General features: G+C 50.4%; 17 protein-coding genes and 2 pseudogenes. 10 read left to right on the forward strand and 9 right to left on the reverse strand.

Annotation, left to right across the window (positions count from 1 at the left end):
- Positions 1-61: 61 nt before the first annotated feature.
- Positions 62-1,447: a MocR-like pyridoxine biosynthesis transcription factor PdxR gene (gene pdxR / locus XI25_RS19650; protein ID WP_046679855.1), complete on the reverse strand. Its 1,386-nt coding sequence runs from the start codon at positions 1,445-1,447 to the stop codon at positions 62-64.
- 277 nt (positions 1,448-1,724) lie between these two features.
- On the opposite strand from pdxR, the gene XI25_RS19655 reads away from it, so the two are divergent.
- The 3 genes and pseudogenes from XI25_RS19655 to hemG all read left to right on the forward strand — a co-directional run.
- Entirely contained in the window at positions 1,725-2,618 is an 894-nt protein-coding gene (locus tag XI25_RS19655) for an EamA family transporter (protein WP_052759681.1), read from the forward strand.
- A gap of 116 nt (positions 2,619-2,734) precedes the next feature.
- Positions 2,735-3,475 carry a GTP pyrophosphokinase gene (locus XI25_RS19660; RefSeq protein ID WP_046679856.1) on the forward strand — a complete coding sequence of 247 codons (741 nt, stop codon included), beginning with the start codon at positions 2,735-2,737 and terminating at the stop codon, positions 3,473-3,475.
- A 648-nt stretch (positions 3,476-4,123) separates the two neighbouring features.
- A pseudogene (gene hemG / locus XI25_RS19665) lies at positions 4,124-5,521 on the forward strand (protoporphyrinogen oxidase); the annotation flags it as partial.
- Between the two features lie 210 nt (positions 5,522-5,731).
- Here hemG and XI25_RS19670 read toward each other — a convergent pair.
- Positions 5,732-6,514: a Crp/Fnr family transcriptional regulator gene (locus XI25_RS19670; protein ID WP_235439998.1), complete on the reverse strand. Its 783-nt coding sequence runs from the start codon at positions 6,512-6,514 to the stop codon at positions 5,732-5,734.
- 280 nt (positions 6,515-6,794) lie between these two features.
- On the opposite strand from XI25_RS19670, the gene XI25_RS19675 reads away from it, so the two are divergent.
- From XI25_RS19675 to XI25_RS19685, 3 genes are all read left to right on the forward strand, one after another.
- Complete coding sequence (locus XI25_RS19675; protein ID WP_046679857.1) at positions 6,795-7,226, forward strand: GAF domain-containing protein; 432 nt, start codon at positions 6,795-6,797, stop codon at positions 7,224-7,226.
- A 98-nt stretch (positions 7,227-7,324) separates the two neighbouring features.
- Positions 7,325-7,978: a response regulator transcription factor gene (locus tag XI25_RS19680; RefSeq protein ID WP_046679858.1), complete on the forward strand. Its 654-nt coding sequence runs from the start codon at positions 7,325-7,327 to the stop codon at positions 7,976-7,978.
- Complete coding sequence (locus XI25_RS19685) at positions 7,971-9,128, forward strand: PAS domain-containing sensor histidine kinase (protein WP_046679859.1); 1,158 nt, start codon at positions 7,971-7,973, stop codon at positions 9,126-9,128. Before XI25_RS19680 ends, XI25_RS19685 begins: the two co-directional genes overlap by 8 nt.
- A 514-nt stretch (positions 9,129-9,642) precedes the next feature.
- Here XI25_RS19685 and XI25_RS19690 read toward each other — a convergent pair.
- Both XI25_RS19690 and XI25_RS19695 read right to left on the reverse strand, forming a co-directional pair.
- Positions 9,643-10,494: an SDR family NAD(P)-dependent oxidoreductase gene (locus tag XI25_RS19690; RefSeq protein ID WP_046679860.1), complete on the reverse strand. Its 852-nt coding sequence runs from the start codon at positions 10,492-10,494 to the stop codon at positions 9,643-9,645.
- Positions 10,495-10,680: 186 nt separating this feature from the next.
- Positions 10,681-11,906 (reverse strand): annotated as a pseudogene (locus XI25_RS19695) (aminopeptidase).
- Between the two features lie 218 nt (positions 11,907-12,124).
- Here XI25_RS19695 and XI25_RS19700 point away from each other — a divergent pair.
- A complete protein-coding gene (locus XI25_RS19700) occupies positions 12,125-13,375 on the forward strand; it encodes an anaerobic sulfatase maturase (protein WP_046679861.1) in 1,251 nt (416 codons plus the stop codon).
- 61 nt (positions 13,376-13,436) lie between these two features.
- Here the strand turns inward: XI25_RS19700 and XI25_RS19705 are convergent, their stop codons facing one another.
- The 5 genes from XI25_RS19705 to XI25_RS19720 all read right to left on the reverse strand — a co-directional run bounded on the left by XI25_RS19705 (position 13,437) and on the right by XI25_RS19720 (position 17,962).
- Positions 13,437-14,207: a carbohydrate ABC transporter permease gene (locus XI25_RS19705; protein WP_235440024.1), complete on the reverse strand. Its 771-nt coding sequence runs from the start codon at positions 14,205-14,207 to the stop codon at positions 13,437-13,439.
- A gap of 65 nt (positions 14,208-14,272) precedes the next feature.
- Complete coding sequence (locus XI25_RS19710) at positions 14,273-15,148, reverse strand: carbohydrate ABC transporter permease (RefSeq protein ID WP_082112450.1); 876 nt, start codon at positions 15,146-15,148, stop codon at positions 14,273-14,275.
- 76 nt (positions 15,149-15,224) lie between these two features.
- Positions 15,225-16,481, reverse strand: coding sequence for an ABC transporter substrate-binding protein (locus tag XI25_RS19715; protein ID WP_046679864.1), 1,257 nt, complete (start codon positions 16,479-16,481; stop codon positions 15,225-15,227).
- A gap of 261 nt (positions 16,482-16,742) precedes the next feature.
- Positions 16,743-16,916 (reverse strand): hypothetical protein, encoded by a 174-nt coding sequence (locus tag XI25_RS33770; RefSeq protein WP_200901450.1) that lies wholly within the window; start codon positions 16,914-16,916, stop codon positions 16,743-16,745.
- A gap of 113 nt (positions 16,917-17,029) precedes the next feature.
- Positions 17,030-17,962, reverse strand: a complete 933-nt coding sequence (locus XI25_RS19720) for a DNA-3-methyladenine glycosylase family protein (protein ID WP_046679865.1) — start codon at positions 17,960-17,962, stop codon at positions 17,030-17,032.
- 149 nt (positions 17,963-18,111) lie between these two features.
- On the opposite strand from XI25_RS19720, the gene XI25_RS19725 reads away from it, so the two are divergent.
- From XI25_RS19725 to XI25_RS19735, 3 genes are read left to right on the forward strand one after another with little or no spacing between them, the layout of a single operon-like run.
- The gene (locus XI25_RS19725) at positions 18,112-18,780 is read left to right on the forward strand and encodes a bifunctional transcriptional activator/DNA repair enzyme AdaA (RefSeq protein ID WP_046679866.1); all 669 of its coding nucleotides are present in this window, start codon (positions 18,112-18,114) and stop codon (positions 18,778-18,780) included.
- A gap of 1 nt (position 18,781) precedes the next feature.
- Positions 18,782-19,351: a methylated-DNA--[protein]-cysteine S-methyltransferase gene (locus XI25_RS19730; RefSeq protein WP_046679867.1), complete on the forward strand. Its 570-nt coding sequence runs from the start codon at positions 18,782-18,784 to the stop codon at positions 19,349-19,351.
- Positions 19,344-20,066 (forward strand): 2OG-Fe(II) oxygenase, encoded by a 723-nt coding sequence (locus tag XI25_RS19735; RefSeq protein ID WP_046679868.1) that lies wholly within the window; start codon positions 19,344-19,346, stop codon positions 20,064-20,066. Before XI25_RS19730 ends, XI25_RS19735 begins: the two co-directional genes overlap by 8 nt.
- Positions 20,067-20,122: the final 56 nt, after the last annotated feature.

Consider the following 20,122-nt stretch of genomic DNA (forward strand, 5'->3'; position numbering starts at 1 on the left):
GTTCAAAGCTGTAGGGACAGAATGGAAAAAGTGAGCGGGACAACCGAAATGCCGCATCCGGCTAAGCCCAAGCTTCTGCAAGCATAATGATGCCTTGGCGGATTTGATCGATGGTTAAAGCCCCGTACCCGAGAAGCACGGTCGGGTGCTTGCCGTTTCGATTCACCCAATATCTGTCGGTTCCGTATACTTTAACGCCTCGCTGCAAGCCCAGTTCGATCAACTCCGATTCGGTTTTCTCCGTCCTGAGCGTCAGAAATGCGTGAAGCCCCGAATCCTTGCTTTGAATATCCGCAACTTCGCCCATATATCGGGCAACGGCTTCGTTAAAAAAACTTCGTTTCATTTCATATTGATTTCTCTGCTTTTTTAAATGCTTGTACCAGTAACCGTCGGACAAATACCGCGAAAAAGTCAATTGGTCGATCCTGGGAACGGGCTGATCGTATTCCGGTATGTTGCGATAAAACCGTGACAGCAGCTCATTGGGAAGCACCATATAACTGATATTGGTCACGGGCAGCAGCGTTCTGGAGATCCGGCCGAGGTAGATGACCTTTTCGGGACGCATGCTTTGAATCGAAGGCAGATATCCTTCATCGTATCTATATTCCCATTCGTAGTCGTCCTCGATAATGTACCGATTTGAATCCACCCAGGAAACCAGCTGTTTTCTTTTTTCGGGAGACATGGACATTTTATTCATGAATTGCTGGGAAGGACTGACATACATAACATTGGCGCCGCTGGCCTCCAGAATGTTCATGGATACCCCATCCGGGGTCAAAGGGATCGGATGGACTTGAAAACCAAGGTTCAAAAACGTATTTCTCGCTCCGTCGTAACCGGGGTTCTCAACTCCAACGCGGTACGAGGCTGCGTCCAGAAGCTGACATAACATGGATACAAGCTGCTGGGGAGTTGCCCCGATCATGATTTGTTCCGGGGTCGAGATCACCCCCCTCGATTCGAAAAGCAACCGGGATAGTTCGCGCCTTAAAACGTACTCCCCTTGGGAATCGCCGTCCACCGGATAGTTGCTTTGATGGTCGGCGATAATGGCATTGCGGACTTTATTCCATCGGGCAAAAGGAAACGCGGCAAGCTCGATATTCCCGTAGCGAAAATCGATGCCGGCAGACCCGCCGTTCGCGTTTTTTGCATCTGACAGAACTTTGCAGGATGGGCTGCTGCTTGTCCTTCCGATGATCTCATAACCTTTTTTAGGAAGACTTATTGCATAACCTTCCGATACTAATAGCTGGTAGGCAAGCTCGACCGTATTTTTGCTTACATGCAAAGATGCCGCGCATGAACGAATGGATGGCAAAAAATCACCGCCCGACAGCTTCCCCTGCATGATTTCGTCTTTAAAATAACCGTAAATCTGCACGAATAACGGTTGCTGCTTCGAATCCGGTACCAAGTTTAAAGAAAACTCGCGCATAACGCTCACTCTTTTCTTCATTGTGTAAAATGATCATTGGAATGCCATGAAATATCCTAATCCATGATACCGTTTTTTGAGGGAATGTGCATCGAGGGACCGGCAGGGTCCCGATGACCGAGCCGTACAATCGGGTTTCAAACCGTTTACTTTCCCGTTAGTTTGACTTACAATATAACGTAATTTGATATTTTAAATCTTGACCCCACTTTTTTTTGTTTTCTGGCATCCAAAACAAAAAGGAAGCGGGGTTTTTTTGTGGAGGAGAAGAGGAATCATGTTTCAGTTGTTAAAGAATTCGATGTATGTTTTTTTGGGCGCCTGCAGCTTCGGCATTTTGTCGACCATCGTCAAGGTTGCCTACGGCAAAGGTTTTGAGTTCCAGGAGGTCATGATCAGCCAGATCGGGACGGGTTGGTTGATACTGCTTGCCTTGATGCTCCTGTTCGGCAGGGTCAAAATCACGCTGCGGCAATTTTTTCGACTGGCCGGAGTAGGCTGCTGCACCTGTTTAACCGGTGTGTTTTACTACCTCTCGCTGCAAAGCATCCCGGCTTCGATTGCCGTTGTCCTTTTATTCCAGTTTACCTGGATGGGGGTAGTCATCGAAGCCATTGTCCACCGGACGAGGCCGTCGAAACGGTCCATTGTCTCTGTCGCCATCCTGCTTCTCGGGACGGTCTTGGCGGGGGGCGTGATCGGAGCGGATCACCTGCAGCTGAATTGGAAGGGGACGCTGTTGGGACTCGCCGCCGCGCTGATGATGGCATTGTTTGTCTTTTTCAGCGGGAGAGTGGAGACCCAAATGCCCTCGGTGACACGCAGTTTCTATATGTCATGCGGAGGCCTGCTTTTGCTGACGGTCCTGTTCACGCCCAAAGTGTTTGTCGAGGTAACTCCGTCGAATGGTTTGTGGTTTTACGGTCTGATCCTGGGCATTTTCGGGGTTGTCTTGCCCGTGTTGCTGTTCGCTCTGGGCGCACCGAAGATCAGCACGGGTCTGGCGACCATCCTTGGAGCGGGGGAACTGCCCGTGGCCGTCATCGTATCCGTCATCATCCTGCAGGAGCATTTAGCGATGCTGCAGTGGGCAGGGGTGCTGATCATTTTGCTGGGGATCGCGTATCCGCAAATAACGGGTTACCGAGCGCAGGCATCCGGCAAAGGATGATGATGCGGACACCGGTCCATTTGCAGTTGCAAGTTCTACCGATTACAATTTAGATAGGGTTGATGGCTGACTTCATAAATTTATCGTTTTACTAAGTAACTGAAAGGACGTTTGTCATGAAAACACAGCAATTGGAAGAGCTGAAGGTTATGCGTACCGAAATTACACGGTTTATGATGAAATACAAATTCGCGCTGGATGAAATCGAAACAAAAATCGAGATTTTAAAAGAAGAGTTTCAGTCGCTTCATGATTATTGTCCCATTGAGCATACGAAATCGCGCCTGAAATCCCCCGAAAGCATCCTGAAGAAGCTGTACCGGAAGGGCAAGGAAATATCGCTGGAATCGATCGAGGAGCACATCAAGGATATTGCCGGACTTCGTATCACTTGCTCCTTCATCTCCGATATTTATAGAGTTAGCGACATGCTTCTTAGTCAGAGCGACCTTAGAATCCTGAACGTAAAGGACTACATCAAAAATCCGAAGCCAAACGGCTATCAAAGCCTGCACCTGCTGGTGGAGGTTCCGGTTTTCCTGTCCGACCGGGTGGAAAAAGTGTGCGTGGAAGTTCAGATCCGGACCATTGCCATGGACTTCTGGGCAAGTCTCGAGCATAAAATTTTCTACAAATACAATCAGTTCGTGCCGGAACGGCTCCTTCATGAATTGAAAGCGGCCGCGGATACCGCCAATGCTTTGGACCACCAAATGGAGCGACTCCATCGCGAGATCAAGGTGATCAAAGACGCTCAGCAGGACGAATCGTTGCTGGAGGAGCTTAAGAGCATCCAGATCAGCAATCACCAGTTCAAGCTGCCGGCCGGCCTGCTGGAAGTACTGACCAAGGAATGATTTATACATCGTTCCCTACGGATTGGTCGCCGATTTAACGTAAAAATCATCAGGTTCTCCGTTATCCTGTTTCAATCGGCCCGGTACGGGTAAATTTAAGAGATAAGAAAGTATAAACTTCAGAGGATTGTCATCCTTATCTCGCAAGAAAAACTTCCGCTAAATGCGGTCTGTCTTCCGAGAAAGTACGTCGATAGACGTTTTTCTTATAACAAGTGGGAAGTGGAACCCTATCATCATCAGACGGATAACTGACGGATCGTCATTACCGAAAGGTTGTTGATACCCATGGACACCAATGAGGAACGGATTCGGTCCTGAATCGAATGGTTCCGGCTAAACGCTTCAGCGATCTAGAGATCGCTTTAGAATAGAATATAACCGCTTCCCACGATCTAAGGGCTCCGCGAAGGCTTCGCGGAGCCTTTTCTTTATTCCCGTGTTAAACATGACGACGGATTATGAAGGATGTTCACATAATTGAAGGGAGAGAGCGGAGTCTGGGGTCACTCCCCTATGGTATACTTATAAATTGGAAAGAATGTTATGGATTAAAGCCGAAAAACAAAATTCAATGTTGAAACATACCGATCGAGGTGGATGAATGATGACAACAACCGTAGTCATTGGAGGAGGCATTACCGGTCTATCAACCTTGTATTACCTGCAAAAGGAAGTCCGTGCACACCGGCTCGATACGAAACTGGTGCTGATTGAGGCAAGCGGCACCCTGGGCGGAAAAATCCGGACCGTGACCGAAGGCGGATTTACCATGGAGACGGGGGCCGATTCCATCGTAGCCCGTAAAACCAATGTGGCTCCATGGCTGGAAGAGCTGGGTTTAAACGATCAGGTCGTGTACAACGCCACGGGCACTTCATACATCTATACGGAAGAAGGCTTGAAAAAATACCCGAAGGCGCCGTGTTCGGCATTCCTACCGGTCTTCAATCCCTGGCGGAGGGCGAGTTGGTGTCCGCCGAGGGAAAAGTGGAGGCGCTGAAGGATTTTTATACCCCAAACGAAACGTTTACCCATGATGATTCGCTTGGACGTTTTTTGGAGGCTTTTCTCGGGGAAGAACTGGTCCGGAAGCAAATCGCGCCGGTGGTTTCCGGCGTTTATTCCGGCGAATTGAACGATTTGACCATCGCTTCCACCTTTCCTTACCTGCTGGATTACAAAAACAAATACGGCAGCATCATTCAAGGCTTGTCCGAGAATAAACAGCTTTATTTGGGCGCTGCAAACAAAAAGTTCATCTCTTTCAAAAACGGCATGTCCGTTCTGATCGATCGGCTGGAAGAGCTGCTAAAAACGGATGCGGACATTTACAAGGGAACCAAGGCGGTGTCCGTCGAGTCTAACGGAGAACGTTATACCGTCACCATGGGAGATGGGCAAACCATCGAGGCGGATTACATCGTGCTGAGCAACAGCAGCAGGCAGGCTCAGGAGCTTCTGAAAGACAAGGAACTGGAAGCGGAGTTTGACCAGCTCAATACCAAATCGATGATCAGCATTTATCTTGGCTTTGATGTCCCGGATTCCCGGTTGCCGAGTGACGGAACGGGTTTCATTTCGGTTCGGGACAGCGATTTGACATGCGACGCCTGCACATGGACAAGCCGAAAATGGGAGCATACGTCGAAAGCACGGAAGCTTCTGCTCCGGCTGTTCTACAAGAGCTCCAATCCGGAATATGGAAGGCTGGCAAAGCTTTCGGATGAAGAGCTGAAGTCGGTGGCTCTGAAGGACGTTGCGAAAAGCCTCGGAATCACGGCGGAGCCGGTTTCGGCCGAAGTGACCAAATGGCACGAAAATATGCCGAATTACCATCTTAAGCATCGCGAGATCGTAGAGTCATTGGAGCATAAATTGGAGGTTGGCTATCCCAACGTCATATTGGCCGGCTGCTCGTATTATGGAGTAGGGATTCCGGACTGCATCGCGAACGGCGAGAGGACCGCTCATGTTATTGCGGAACGGCTAAAGCATAAAAGGGAAGACAGGGTTTCCCATGGCCTTCATTCGGATAAGGCTTAAACTTCCTCGTATAAGGTCTCTAGATTAAGAAAAACGCCTATCGACGTACTTTCTCGGAAGACAAACCGCATTCAGCGGAAGTTTTTCTTGCGAGATCAGGAAGTTTTTCTTGCGAGATCAGGATGGCAAACCTCTGAAGTTTATACTTTCTGATCTCTTAAAAAAGACGCCGTCTTCGGACGGTGTCTTTTTGTGCAATATATTCAGGTTTTAGAGGCGGCAGACTTGAACCGGGCAACGGGGCGAATCAGGGCATCTGCAGTATTCGCGCAAATTTTCGATCTGGCGGATGATGAGTTTGCCCTGCTCGATATCCAGCGTGCCGTCGTTTTTCCAGTCCCCCAGCATACGGTTTACGCTTTCTCGCGTACATCCGATCATTTCGCCAAGCTCCGTGTTGGTCAGTTTAAGCTGAATATGAATCGAGCCGTCAATGCCCGGGATCCCATAACTGTTGCTCATCCGGATCAATGTCGACGCCAATGCGCCCGTTTTGCCGTATAACAAAAGATCGCGAAGTTTCGACTCGATGATTTGATTGTTCAGACCGAGCCAATACATGAATTTCAAGGCCATATCCCCGCTGTTCACAAGCAGTTCTTCCAGGTCCTTTCGTAAAATAACGCCGAGTTCTGCATTGGTCACCGTTTCAGCGCCGTAACCGTATTGGGCGCCGCTAAAGCCGTTGAACTGGGCAATCAGGTCACCTTTTTGAAGAAACGATAGAATCAGATCTTTGCCGTCCTCGTTTGACTTTAGGAGTTTTACCTGGCCTGAGACGATATAATACAGCTTGTCGGCATCATCGCCTTCCCAGAACAAGCAGGAGCCCTTGGGAATTTTTCTGATATTCATGATGCTTTTCAAGGATTCGAACTGATCCTTCGTTAAATATTGCCCGATTCCCTTTTGGTCCGATCCGCTCCCGTTATTGTTTCCCGTATGTTTTCCGCAAGTTTTAAAGGTTTGCTGATGCTCTATTGTCATGGCCATGATATTAGCCTCCCGCTTTCGCTTTTGTTAAATTTATCATAGTAAATTCGGGAGTCCTTGAACATCGGGGAGCGCGCTGAACTTTTTCTGCGGGGATACCCCCAGGCTTTGTGAGGTATATCACAGAAAACGGAGAGGTTTTCCCGTAAACTTTCGGTGATTCAGTACCTCAATGGTGACGACTCCCTGAGTTTAATTTTCAGGGAATTCCCTGAGATACAATCCGACCTCCAAGGTCTACAATAGGTAAGGATACATTGTATATAGGGGAGGAACCCACATGAATCCCGAAAATACGGAGTGGGAAAGCCGTCTGGCAATGCTTCGCGGGAGTACGGACAGCGACTTTTGTGCTACCGCTTTATATGATAAAGATACCCGTCAAATCCGGTGGGTTGCAGCATCGGGCAATACGAACCAACGGTATCGCCATATGGTCGACCGCCCGGGACAGGGGATGGCCGGTGAAGCCGTTCGAATTGGCCGGACGATTCACCGAACATATAAACCGGACGAACAACCGGGCATTCCGGATATTATAATGGTTGCCGAACATTTATTGGTTGCAGTCGCGGTTCCCTTGCGTGGAGCAGACGGAGAAGCAAGGGGAGTCATCCTGATCGGACGAAGAACGTCTTTACCTTATACGAAGCACGATCTGGAGCTTTTGGAGGACGCAGCCGCCCGAATTTATGAAAACGCTAAAATATAACAGCTTTCTTCAGAAAAAACAATCTGCGATTGCCGGGATTGTTTTTTTCTTATATTATGATATCAATCACACCTGTGGAACGGATATGGGAGGGAATTATGATACGTCTGTTGATAGTTGACGATCACGCTGTCGTTCGATCCGGGCTCAAGCTGCTGCTCGGAGAGAAACAGAACATTGAAGTGGTCGGGGAGGCAGCGGACGGAGACGAGGCCATTCGCCAAGCCGAAGCGCTGCGGCCGGATGTAGTATTGATGGATCTGAGCATGCCGCATGGCAAAGACGGCATGACGGCTACCGAAGAATTGAAAAAGCTGCTTCCCGATATTTTTATTTTGATTTTAACGATGCATGATGATGAGCAGTATTTATTCCGCGCGATTCAAGCGGGCGCTTCCGGATATATTTTGAAGAACGCCCCGCATGAGGAGCTGCTGACGGCGATCTCCTTCGTGGCAGCGGGCAATGCTTATTTAACGCCGCTGGCCACCAAGCGCTTGATGGGCCAATACATAGAAAAGGTTAAAAACGGGGAAAGCGCCGATGAGTTCAGCACTTTGTCCGAACGTGAAAAGGAGGTCCTGACCTGGACGGCCAAGGGTTACTCCAATAAGGAAATCGCGGAGAATCTGGTTATCAGCGTCAAAACGGTCGAAACCCACAAAAGCAACCTGATGGAGAAGTTAGGGCTCAAAACCCGTCCCGATCTGATTAAATACGCCATGAAAAAGGGGCTGCTTCAATTTGAATAACGATCAAACTTCACATTACCCCGAAGTTATCGGTCAGCATGTATTGTCACTCTTGAACCGGCTGGACGGGATCGATGCGGAGCCGGCTCTTTTGGAAAATGTGAAAAATTCGCTCCGGCAGCTGAACGATCTGAAAATCGCGCTGGATGAATCCTCGATTGTGGCGGTAACGGACCGTAAAGGCCGCATTCTTTATGTCAACGATAAATTCTGCAAGATTTCCAAGTACTCCCGCGACGAGCTTCTGGGCAAGGATCACCGGATTATCAACTCGGGTTTTCATGATAAATCGTTCATGCGAAATCTGTGGGAAACCATCCTGTCCGGTTCCGTCTGGCATGGAGAGATAAGGAATAAAGCCAAAGACGGAAGCTTCTATTGGGTCGATACGACGATTGTTCCTTTCATTGGCGAAGACGGCCGTCCCGAGCAGTTTTTGGCCATTCGGCATGAAGTGACCCGCCTGAAAGCGGTTGAGGAAGAATTGAAGCAAATGATGGTTAAAGTCATGGAAATTCAGGAGGAGGAACGGAAGCGGTTCTCGCGCGAGCTGCATGACGGAATCGGGCAAAGCCTGTTCTCCCTCCTGATCGGCATGGACCGTTTGCTTGTCGCCGAGCGGGAACGTTCGGAGGAAGCATGGAAATCAGACGGATCGAGCCGGGAATCGGGGTTCGAAGAGCTGAGCGCGATCCGACGCGAGGTTTCCAACATCATCGAAGATGTGCGCGGACTCGCCTGGGAGCTGAGGCCATCCATTTTGGACGATCTTGGCGTCGTGCCCGCCATCCGAACCTACATTGAGAATTTTACCGAGCATTATGGAATCACGGTGGATTTCCAATCCAATCTGACCAAGCGTCTTAGCCATCAGCAGGAGACGGTGGTCTACCGGATCATACAGGAGGCTTTATTGAACGCCGGCAAATATGCCGACGTGGATCAGGCTCAAGTTACCATTCATCAGCACGAGCATTCGATCGATGTCGCCATTATGGACAGGGGAGCGGGAATTACAAGAAAAGAAGGGAAGACGGGTGTCGGCTTATTCAGCATGGAGGAACGGGCCCGTGGAATCGGCGCACGGTTCAGCATAGAGTCGGCACCGGGAGAAGGGACGTTCATACGTTTATCCATTCCTATGCCATAAACAAAAAATGCCTGCAGAACGCAGGCATTTTTTTAACCGCCGCGTTCATCAGAGGAGCAAACGACTTATGGCCGATATGTTGTTAGTGATAGGCACGACGGCGTTTTAAAGAAATCATAGGAATTATAATTTTTCCGTTTCATCTCGAATGAGAGTGGTATATAAAAAATAAGTGGGAAACGGTTGAAGCCATTGTGGACGGAACGAAAAGTTGACGGTTGTCGTTTTTTTCCGAAAGGATTGATTCCATTGAAGTATCTAATTCTGGGGAAGCCCATCGGCTTCTTCAGCGGATAACAAGGTAAATTCTTTAGCAATTTGCAAGATTGCTCGATATGCCTATAACCGTTTCCCACGATTATAAGGGTGCCTCTGGATTTATCGCAGGATGATCCAGAGGCGTCTTTTTTTAAGAGATAAGAAAGTATAAGCTTCGGAGACGCGGCTTCCTTATCTCGCAAGAAAAACTTCTTCAAAACGCGGCCTGTATTCTGAGAAAGTACGTATTGAAGGATTAATGCATATCCGTATAAGTTGCTTTGAAAGGCGGGATATACCGGCCATCGATATCCGTGAATCGATACTCTTTTGCCAAATCCCCCACCAGCAGCACTTGTCCGCTTTTCTCCATGACCTTGGGATCGCCGGCCAAAGCCGCGATGGCTCGACCGATATAATAAGGGCTTTCGGTTCTTTTTAGCTCATCCACCTCCTGCCAGTGCTCCTCATCCGTGTTCAGGCTTCTAAGCACCAATTCGGTTCTCATCCAGCCTGGCGATATCGCAAGAACCGCGATCTTGTCCGGTTTCAGCTCCACGGATAATCCATAGGCCATGCGGGTCAATGCATTTTTGGCCAGATCATAATAAAAATTTCCTAGATACTTATGATCATCCCAAAAGGTTGTGTGGAAAATAACACCTTGTTCATGTTCTCGCATTAGGGGCAACGCAAAAAAGTTCATGGCTAATTGTGCGCGTACGCCTGAGGTAAACATATGATCCCAATGCTTGAGCGGTTGTTCCCAAAAGGGGGCATATTCAATCGGCAATTCATTTCCGCCCCATACATTATTGACGAGAATATCGAGCCGGCCTTGTTCCGAACGGATTTGATCTATCAGGGCCTGCGTCTCCGAGTCTTGGGTATGATCGCAACGAACCGCGATGCCTTTTCCGCCGCAGGCTTCAATTCGGGAAACGGTTTCGTCGATCGTTTCAGGCCGATCATGGGTGGTTTTCCCTGGTGTGCTTCTGCCGGTTACGTACACGGTAGCACCCGCCTTTCCCAACTCAATGGCGATTCCGCGGCCGGCGCCTCTGCTTCCGCCGGTAACCAGTGCAATTTTCCCTTCCAATGCTTTCATGGATATCAGTCCTCCTTTACATTGACTTCAGTATACAAGGATTTATATGACATCTATTGTCATATTTGATGAATTCATTTGTGAAAAAACAAGAGGGCGATTCCTCAGCAGAATCACTCCACTTTGGAAACACCCTCTACATTAAAATGTCATATATGGCTGGCAGGTTAGCCGTGCTTTACCTCGTCAAGCCCATTTTCCGCCGCGGAATACCGGCTCCACGGTTCCATCCGGAAGCTCGCCGTCGATTTCCAGCTCGGCCGAGCCGATCATGAAGTCGACATGGGTCAGGCTGACATTCGCTCCTTTGGCGAGCAATTCTTCTTTCGACAGCTTGGTCCCGCCTTCGATATTGACAGGATAGGCGCTGCCGAGCGCGAAATGGCAGGAGGCGTTCTCATCGACGCCCGTATTGTAAAATACCCGGTTCAGCGAGGATATCGGGGAGCCGTATGGTACCAGCGCCATCTCTCCAAGATACGAAGCTCCTTCATCGGTCTCCAGCAGGGAAGTCAGATGTTCCCGCCCGGATTCGGCGTCATATTCCACCACTTTGCCGTTTTTGAACGCGAAGGTGATGCCTTCCACGAGCCGGCCGTTCAGGTTCAAAGGCAGCGTGCTGCGGACGGTTCCGTTGACGCCTGTCCGCATCGGCATCGTATAAATTTCCTCCGTCGGCATATTGGCGACAAAATAGACGCCCGCCTCGTTATAATCGCCACCCCCAAGCCAGAGGTGCCTTCCGGCATTTCGACCCGCAGATCGGTTCCGGGTGCGCGGTAGCGAAGGCTTTTGTACCGCTTCTGGTTCATGAACTCCTGCCGGTTCTTCAATTCCGCGATATGCTCGCGCCAAGCGGCTACCGGATCTTCTGTATCGACCCGGTTCATTCGGAACACGGCATCCCACATCGCGTCGATCCGCTGTTCTTCCGGGAGGTCGGCAAAGACTTTGTCGGCCCAAGCCTTGGTAGGGGCCTTGATGAGCGACCAGCTGATCTTATTGTTTCTTACATAAGTCTGAAACTTCTCCCGGGCCACGGATGCGGCTTTAACCGCGGTAGATACTTTAGCGGCGTCAATTCCACGGAACAGCTCGGGGTCAGGCACCTTGATATGCAGAAGGGCACCGCCGCCCGCGGCCAGCTGTTCCATCGTGTCGGCCTGCCACTGCGGATAATAGCCGAATGAATCGTCCGGCGCTTTTTCGTAGCGGATGCGGGTCGTCGTTTCATCCTCCCAGTCGACCTGGACGAGTTTTGCCCCGGCCTCGTAAGCCTTGCCGACGACCAGGCGGGTGAACTGGGCGGTTTCCAAGGGGGATTGCACCAGCAGCACCTGGCCGGGCTGAACATTAACGCCCACTTTAACCACAAGCTCCGCATATTTTTCCAACATTTTCTCAAAGCTCATATGTACGTTCCTCCATCGCAAATCAAATCAATACAGAACCTATTTTATCATGAATATGGCGAGTAGGTTTAGGTTCCTGCCAGAGATGGTTCAACTTCCTCCAGGTCTAGTAACTTTGTTCACGGAGAAAGAGGCGCAGATGTTCTAACGTTGATAACAACCGATATCACAAACAACAACATTTTCAAGACAACGATCATAAGGAAGAAGGACTAACCATGAGCACCTGCGGACAAACATCCCCTGGACAGAAAGGCTTTGGCGTCATGCTGAAAACCGTATCCGAAGACTGTAATCTGGCTTGCGATTACTGCTATTACAGCACCTGCGGGGGAAAGATACATCAGCCGGCACGAACGATGGAGCCTGAGGTTTTGGAGCGTTTTATCCAAGAGTATATGAAAAAGACGAACGGCTCCGCCTCTTTTGCCTGGCAGGGAGGGGAGCCGCTGCTGGCGGGGCTTCCGTTTTTTGAACAAGCCGTGTCTTTTCAAGCGAGTTATGCCCCACCCTATACCTCCATCGGAAACGCCCTTCAAACGAACGGAACGTTAATCGACGAGAGCTGGGCGAAGTTTTTCCGAACTTACAATTTCCTCGTCGGCGTCAGCCTGGACGGACCCAAGACGATTCATGACGCCCACCGCGTAACGGGATCCGGCAAAGGAAGCTTTGATCTGGTCATGCGGGGAATCCGGCATTTAACCGAGGCCGGTGTTGATTTTAATATTTTGTCGGTGATCCATGAGGATAACGTAACCAAACCGGAAGAGCTTGTTTCGTTTTACCGCGAACATCGATTCGGGTTTGTTCAGTTCATTCCGTGCATGGATTTCAATTCCCGGACATCCGGATTGCCGGGACGGTTTCGCATTACGCCCCAGCAGTATGGAAACTTTCTCTGCCGCGTATTTGATCTATGGTACAACGATGGCCGGCCCGACTTTTCCGTGCGAATCTTCGATAATATGCTTGCGGTCTTGATGAACCACGAACCGGAGCTTTGCGTACATCGCAAGAGCTGTCCGAAAATGATGATGCTGGAGTCGAACGGCGATGCGTACCCTTGCGACTTTTTCATGGATGAGGGGCACAAACTAGGGAACATAGGGGAGAGCGGTCTCGACAAGCTGCTTGAGCATCCGGTATACGAATCCTTCCTCGCGATGAAGCCGGCCGTGAACGAAGCATGCCGGGCATGCGAATTTATTGCGTTTTGCCATGGGGGATGTCCGCGCAACCGGAACTGGCTGGATGTCAATGACCGAAGTCAAAAGGATTATTTTTGCGAAAGCTACCAGGAATTCTACCGCCATGCTTACCCGGGCATGAAAAAGATTGCGGACCGCCTGAGGGAGGAACAGCTGGAACGGTATAAGTTGTCGGGCCTCCCGTTGCCGGGAAGAAATGAAGAGTGTTTCTGCGGAAGCGGAAAAAAATTCAAGAAGTGCTGCGGTCTTATACATTAGCCAAGGGTTCGAACGAAAAAAGGGTGCTGCCTGCCTGTTGGTAACCGGAGCACCCTAGCTTTTAGCTTTTGATCGCGCCTGCCGCGATGTCGGATATGAATTGCTTGCTGATGAAGAGAAAAAGGACGATGAGCGGAATGACCGCCATCAGCGTGCCGGCAATGACCATGGCATAATCCGTCGTGTAAATCCCGTTTAAAGAAGAAAGGGCGATCTGGAGCGTGAATTTGTTTTCATCGGTCAAGATGATCAGCGGCCACAGGTAATCGTTCCACACCCCGATGAACGTAAAGGCGGCAAGGAAAGAGAGGGCCGGACGAAGAATCGGCAGCGCCACATTCCAGTAAAGGCGGAAAAATCCGCAGCCGTCGATTCTCCCGGCATCCAGCAACTCCGAAGGAACCGATTCTTCCGCGTACTGCCGGATCCAGAAAATGCCGAACGCGTTCGCCATCCCCGGGATGATCAGCGCTTTGAAGGTGCCGACCCAACCAAAAGCGGCCATGATCACAAAAGAAGGGACCAGCGACAGCTGGGCAGGCGCCATCATGGTGGCCAGGAGCACGATGAACATCCATCTTTTTCCAGGGAAGCTGAACTTGGCGAACGTAAACCCGGCAAGCGAATCGAAGAACAGCACCAGCAGGGTACAGGCAGAAGCGACAAATAGGGTATTCAAGAACGCGCCGAAAAAATCAATGCTGTCCAGCACTCCGGCGATGTTATCGAATAGATGCGGGCCAAACCACATTTTGGGCGGGAAGCTGTAAATGTCCGCTGTGGTCCGCGTGGACATGACCAGAAGCCAGTAGAAGGGGAAGATCGACACCATAAGACCCGCAGACAGCCCCAAATGCAGCAGAAGAGATTTACCTTTCACGCTATGTTCCCCTCCCGTCATGATTCATTTGAACCCTTGCCCTGGACCATTCTCCAATTGAAAAGCGAGAAAAGGGCAATCAGCACGAACATTCCCCAGCCGACGGCGGATCCGTATCCGAAGTAGTTGTTGACGAAGGCTTCACGGTACAAATAAAGAACGATGGTCATTCCGCCCCCGCCGACGCCGCCGTCATTGCCGACGAGCACCTGGGGTTCCGTAAACACCTGCATGCCGCCGATCGTCGAGGTGATCACGGTAAACAAAATGATCGGTTTCAGATTAGGGATGGTGATCCGGAAAAAGGCCTGGATTCCGGTAGCGCCATCGATTTTGGCGGCTTCATACAATACCGTCGGTATGCTCTGCAGACCCGCGAGATAGATGATGGCGTTATATCCGACCCAGCGCCAGATGACCATGACGGAAACGGCCAGCTGGATGCCCCAGGTTTTGTTCAGCCATTCGACCGATTCCAGGCCGATCAGGTTCAGAACGTAATTCAACAGGCCGTAATTGTTCGAGAACAACGTGCCGAATACGATCGCGACGGCTACGAGCGACGTGACATTCGGGAGAAAGTAGCCGATGCGGAAAAAGGTCCGGAATCTGACGAAAGACGCGTTCAGCAAAAAAGCGATAACCAGTGCGGAAAATAGCATGGGGATCGTGGAGTAAATCCAGATGACCAAGGTGTTGCCTACCGCTTTCCAGAATTCGGGATCGGTGAGCATGAATCGGTAGTTGTTCAGTCCGTTGAACGTCATTTCGCCGATGCCGTCCCATTTTTGGAAAGAAAGGTACATGGAGAAAGCGATCGGAAACAAGCCAAAGACGGCAAACAGAATATAAAAAGGCGATATCGCCAGGTATTCTTTCCGGTGTTTCCACATCGCGGCAGCCAAGCCTTTTCGTTTCTCCAAGGAATTCACCTCCAGAGTTATCCTTTATTTGACGGGCCAAAAAGGTTCAACGCAGCAGCTCTCTCTTTATGCGCTTGATCGCGTCTTCCCAGGCCGTATCCGGGTCTTTGCCCTCAAGGGCCACGGACTGGAGCTGACGGCCCGCAATCCCGTTCAGATTGGCAAATTTTCCGCCAAAATAGGCCGATTTAACATGCCGGGCGGATGCCGTGAAAATTTCGCCTGTCGGCTGATTGCCGAAAAAAGGGTCCTTCCGCAGCATGGCAGGGGACTCCAAAGCGCCGGATGCCGATGGAAACAGATTGATGGTTTCGTAAGATTTGGCCTGGTTTTCCGGATTGAGCAGCCATTTCATGACTTCGAAGGATTCCTCGGGATAACGACTTGTCTTCATGATGGCCAGGAAAGACCCTCCGTTATTGCCGTCGCCCCCGGGCGCCCTCGTTACCCGCCATTTGCCTGCCGTATCCGGCGCGGCGTCCATAAGGATCTCCTTCGCCCATACCGCTCCGACAAAGGAAGCGATTCTTCCGTTGTTCATCGCTGCGTTCCACTCCGACGAGAAACTGCCGGCGTTGGCCAGCAATTCCATGTGCGACGCTTTTACGGCGGTATTCCATGCGGTTTTCATGGAGGAGGAAGTATCCTCGCCGATGAAGCTGCCGTCTTTGCTGAAATAAATGTGCCCGGATTGCGAGTTGACCTGATTGTAAACGTTGGTAATGTTATCCGTGAGCTTAACCTTGCCGCCGAAAGCCTCATTCAGCTTTATCCCGGCATTCAAGTAATCCTCCCAGGTTGCGAGCTGGCGGTGAACCTCTTCGGGATCGCTGGGCAGGCCGGCTTGTTCGAACAGGTCGGCCCGGTAGAACAGCGCGGTAGGTCCGGTGTCGATCGGCATCGCGATCATTTTGCCTTCGGGGGTTACGCCAAGCTGCCACTTCCAATCGAGATAGTCCTTCTCGATCTCCTTCGCGCCAAGCTCATACAGATCGTAGAACCGGTCCGAGCTTGTAAACAGCTCTGCAACCCAGTCGTTGAAAGCAACGATATCCGGACCGCCTTTTCCCGCGGCGAGCGTGGTTTTCAGCTTGGATTTAAAATCGCCGCCGATTTTCTGGGCCTGAATCCGGATGCCGGGAAACTCCTTTTCCACCGCTTTGATCAGATTGTCATCCAGGCTTCGGTTCCAATACCAAAGTGTAAGCGTTTTCGAATCCGGGTTTGGCGAACCCGCTGAGCAACCGCTTACAAATAGGGCGATGCAAATGATCAAACATGAAACGAAACGGCATTTGACCATAGCTGAACCTCCTATCTGAAAAAGTGACTGTTTTACAGTGTATGATCAAAGAATCGGAATCGTTTGTGAAATTTTTTGACTTGTTTATGGGAGCGCCCAAAAAAGTACTCCCCCGTAGGAGGAGTTGAATGGTTTTGTTTCTCTTTGTTGAAGATATCGGATGGAAAAGTAGCGAATGAATGAACAAAGGGGCGCCCCGGGTCTAATGGACCTTCAGAGGCACCCCCATCTTTTTGTATAACGATCTGGAATAACTACCTACTACTCCCGATCCTTAACATTGTTACCGGCGGACGGATTGTTCTTAAAAACCTCGGCCGCTTCTTCAGCCGAAAATTCCGTGTTGTCCAGGCCTTCGCCCGGTACAGGCATTCTGTTCAGTTTGGTTCTATACACTTCGGATTTCGTTGGTTCGTTGGAATGGGATTTGCTCATATGGACACCTCCTTTAGTAACGATCAGCATCCCTAGTTTCCGTTAAACGCCGGAATATTATGCAAAAAAGGGAAAGCACGCCTTTGTCGAGGAATCTTCCTTTGGTCATCCTTCTAATACAGCAGTCTCCACAGGTAAAACGTAGCGTAAGACTCCCAGTTTTTCCAGCCGGCCGCAAGTTTAAGCAGTTCCTGTCTGGTCGGTTTTTGTTCCAAGCCGAGAGCATGCTTTACCGCATTTTGCAGACCGACGTCGTCGATCGGAAACGCCGTCGGAATGCGCAGGCAGCGCATTAATACATAATTTGCGGTCCAGGGTCCGATCCCGCGGATGCCGACCAGTTTTTTTTCGATCTTTTGATGATCTCCCATCTGCAGCAGCGCTTCCTTCGACAGCTCTCCCTCCATTAATAGTTTGGCAACGCCGATCAGGTACTCTCTTTTTTTCACGGTCATTCTTAGTTCCTCCATCTCGAGGACCGATAGGGCGGCAATGGTCTCCGGCGTCGGAAACACATGATATGTCTCGCCTTCCAATGTTACGTTTTTGCCGTAGGCTTCAACGAGCCGCCTTTTGAGCGTGAACGCAAAGCTTAAATTAATCTGCTGCCCGAGGATTCCCCAACAGATCGCTTCGAACAAATCCGGAATCCCCATGCTGCGGAGCCCGTAAAAGGCGTCCACCGTTGCTTTGAGCAGTGGGTCGCGTCCAGCCATTTCATAAAATGCACCCAAATCGGCATTCAGGTCAAACCAGTCCCGGACGTAACTTGCCACGGCTTCCCGTTCGGACGGCTGCTCCGGATAGGTCCCGCCCAGGAATGAAATCACAAGCATACCCGGGGATTCGGGGGCCTCGCATATTTTGGCGACGTAAATTTGTTCTCCGATCGGAAGAGCTTTATAGAGGGCGTTGTCCTGTATTCGGTACAGACATTCGCCGGCGGCGTCCGCCAAATAGTTCAAATTTTGCGAAAAGCTGAATTCCAGGGGCAGGGAAAGCTTGATTTGTTTTTCGGGCTCCTGCCATGTCCATGTTTCATTCATCGTGATTAACCTCCAACATCGGTTGTCCGTTCTTATCTTAGTTGTATCACAATTGAAATTCGAAAAATTTCAAAATCTTGCTTTTCCATTCCAAAATCCGTACATACGTGCCTTTGCGGGGTTATACTGGTGGTGGAGGTGAACAAGAAATGGAGCGCGACTTTCAAGAAGGGCGGCCGGAGGGCAATTTGACGGATGAGCAGTGGAAAGCCATTGTAAGCAACGATTCAGGTTACGACGAGAAGTTTATTTATGCGGTAAAAACGACAAGGATATTTTGCAGGCCGTCCTGCAAATCCAAGCCGCCGAATAAATCCAATGTGCGTATTTTCGACAATGCCGAGCAGGCGCTTTCCGCCCATTTCCGGCCTTGCAAACGATGTAAGCCTACCGGGGAACGGTTGCCGGACAGGGAATGGGTGGAACAGATCCGAAGCTACCTCGACAGTCATTATGACCAGGCGATAACCCTGGAACACTTGGCGGAGATTTGCCATGGCAGTCCTTATCATTTGCAGCGAACCTTTAAACGCGTAGCGGGATTAAGTCCCGTTGAATATCTTCAGCAGATCAGAATGGAACGGGCGGTGTTTGACCTGATCCATACGGATCAGTCCGTGTCGGACATTTCGCTTAATGTCGGAATGTCCAATGTCCCTTATTTTATAACTCTGTTCAAGAAAAAGACCGGTTATACGCCCAAGGAGTACAGACAGGCCAACAAGCAGAATGGAAACCGCAACTTTTCGGGACGGTTGAAGACTTTAAATGAGAGACAAGAAATTTACAAAATATCATCAAACGGGGAGGTACAATGAGATGAAAACTATCCGTACAACCGATCAGGCTGAAAACCTCTATTGGACGCAAACTGAAACAGGACCGTGGAATATTCTGATTGCCGCAACTTCAGCGGGCCTGTGTTTTGTAGGATCGAGCGGCCAAGGCTTGGCAGAGCTCGAGGCATGGGCTGGCGTCCGTTTTCCTAGAATCTCTATCTGGAGGGATGACACTATGCTTCGTCCGTATGCGGATGAAGTCATGGAATATCTGCAGGGTAAACGCAAGGAGTTTGCAATGCCCAAGGATGATCGCGGAACTCCTTTTCAAAAAGAGGTTTGGCATGCCCTTGAGGCGATACCGTACGGCCATACGGCAACCTACTCGGAAATCGCCCATGCCATTCAAAAACCGGCCTCCGTGCGGGCCGTCGGGGCAGCGATCGGGGCCAATCCATTGCTCATCGTCACGCCATGCCACCGGGTGATCGGGAAGAACGGAACCCTTACCGGTTACAGGGGAGGACTTGCCATGAAAAGCAGTCTGTTGGAACTCGAGGGCGCCAATGTAACGTTGTCGATTAACGGAGGAGGCATTGCGCATGCCTGAACCCCATCTTGGAATTCAGGATCGGCTTTCCCGCATCGACTGGGAGAACGTTTATGAGGACTTGGACCAACAGGGATTCGCGAAGCTAAACGCTCTGCTGGAAAAGGGGGAATGCACGGAACTGATTGAAGGCTACCGGGACGATATACAGTATCGTAATACGATTGATATGGCCCGGTACCGGTTTGGCGAAGGAGAGTACAAATATTTTGACGTTCCGCTCCCGGAGACCCTGCAGCAGCTGAGAGAAGGTTTATATCCAGGGCTGGCTCTGGCAGCGAACCGTTGGTTCGAAAGGCTCGGGCTTGAGGCTTCCTATCCGGCCGGCTTGCAGGAGTTTTTGGAAATCTGCCACGGCAGGGGACAGTTCAAACCAACGCCTTTAATCCTGAAATATGAAGAGGGCGGCTATAACTGCTTGCATCAGGATTTGTACGGAGAGGTCTACTTTCCGTTTCAGGTCGTTATTGCGTTGAATCAACGGGGGACCGACTATACCGGCGGTGAATTTCTGCTGGTGGAGCAGCGTCCGCGGGCACAGAGCAGAGGCCATGCCATTACGCTCGAACAAGGGGAGGGGCTTATTTTCCCTACGCAATACCGGCCTGTTCAGGGGACACGCGGGTATTACCGGACGACGATGAAACATGGGGTAAGCACACTGTTGACGGGAAGCCGGTATACTCTTGGAGTTATATTCCACGACGCCAAATAAAGCCATGGACCCAACCGGGAGTAAAGAGGGGTTGACTTTTCCTTTTGATCGAAGTA

The organism is Paenibacillus sp. DMB20 (assembly GCF_000987955.1).
Classification (GTDB): domain Bacteria; phylum Bacillota; class Bacilli; order Paenibacillales; family Paenibacillaceae; genus Paenibacillus_AQ.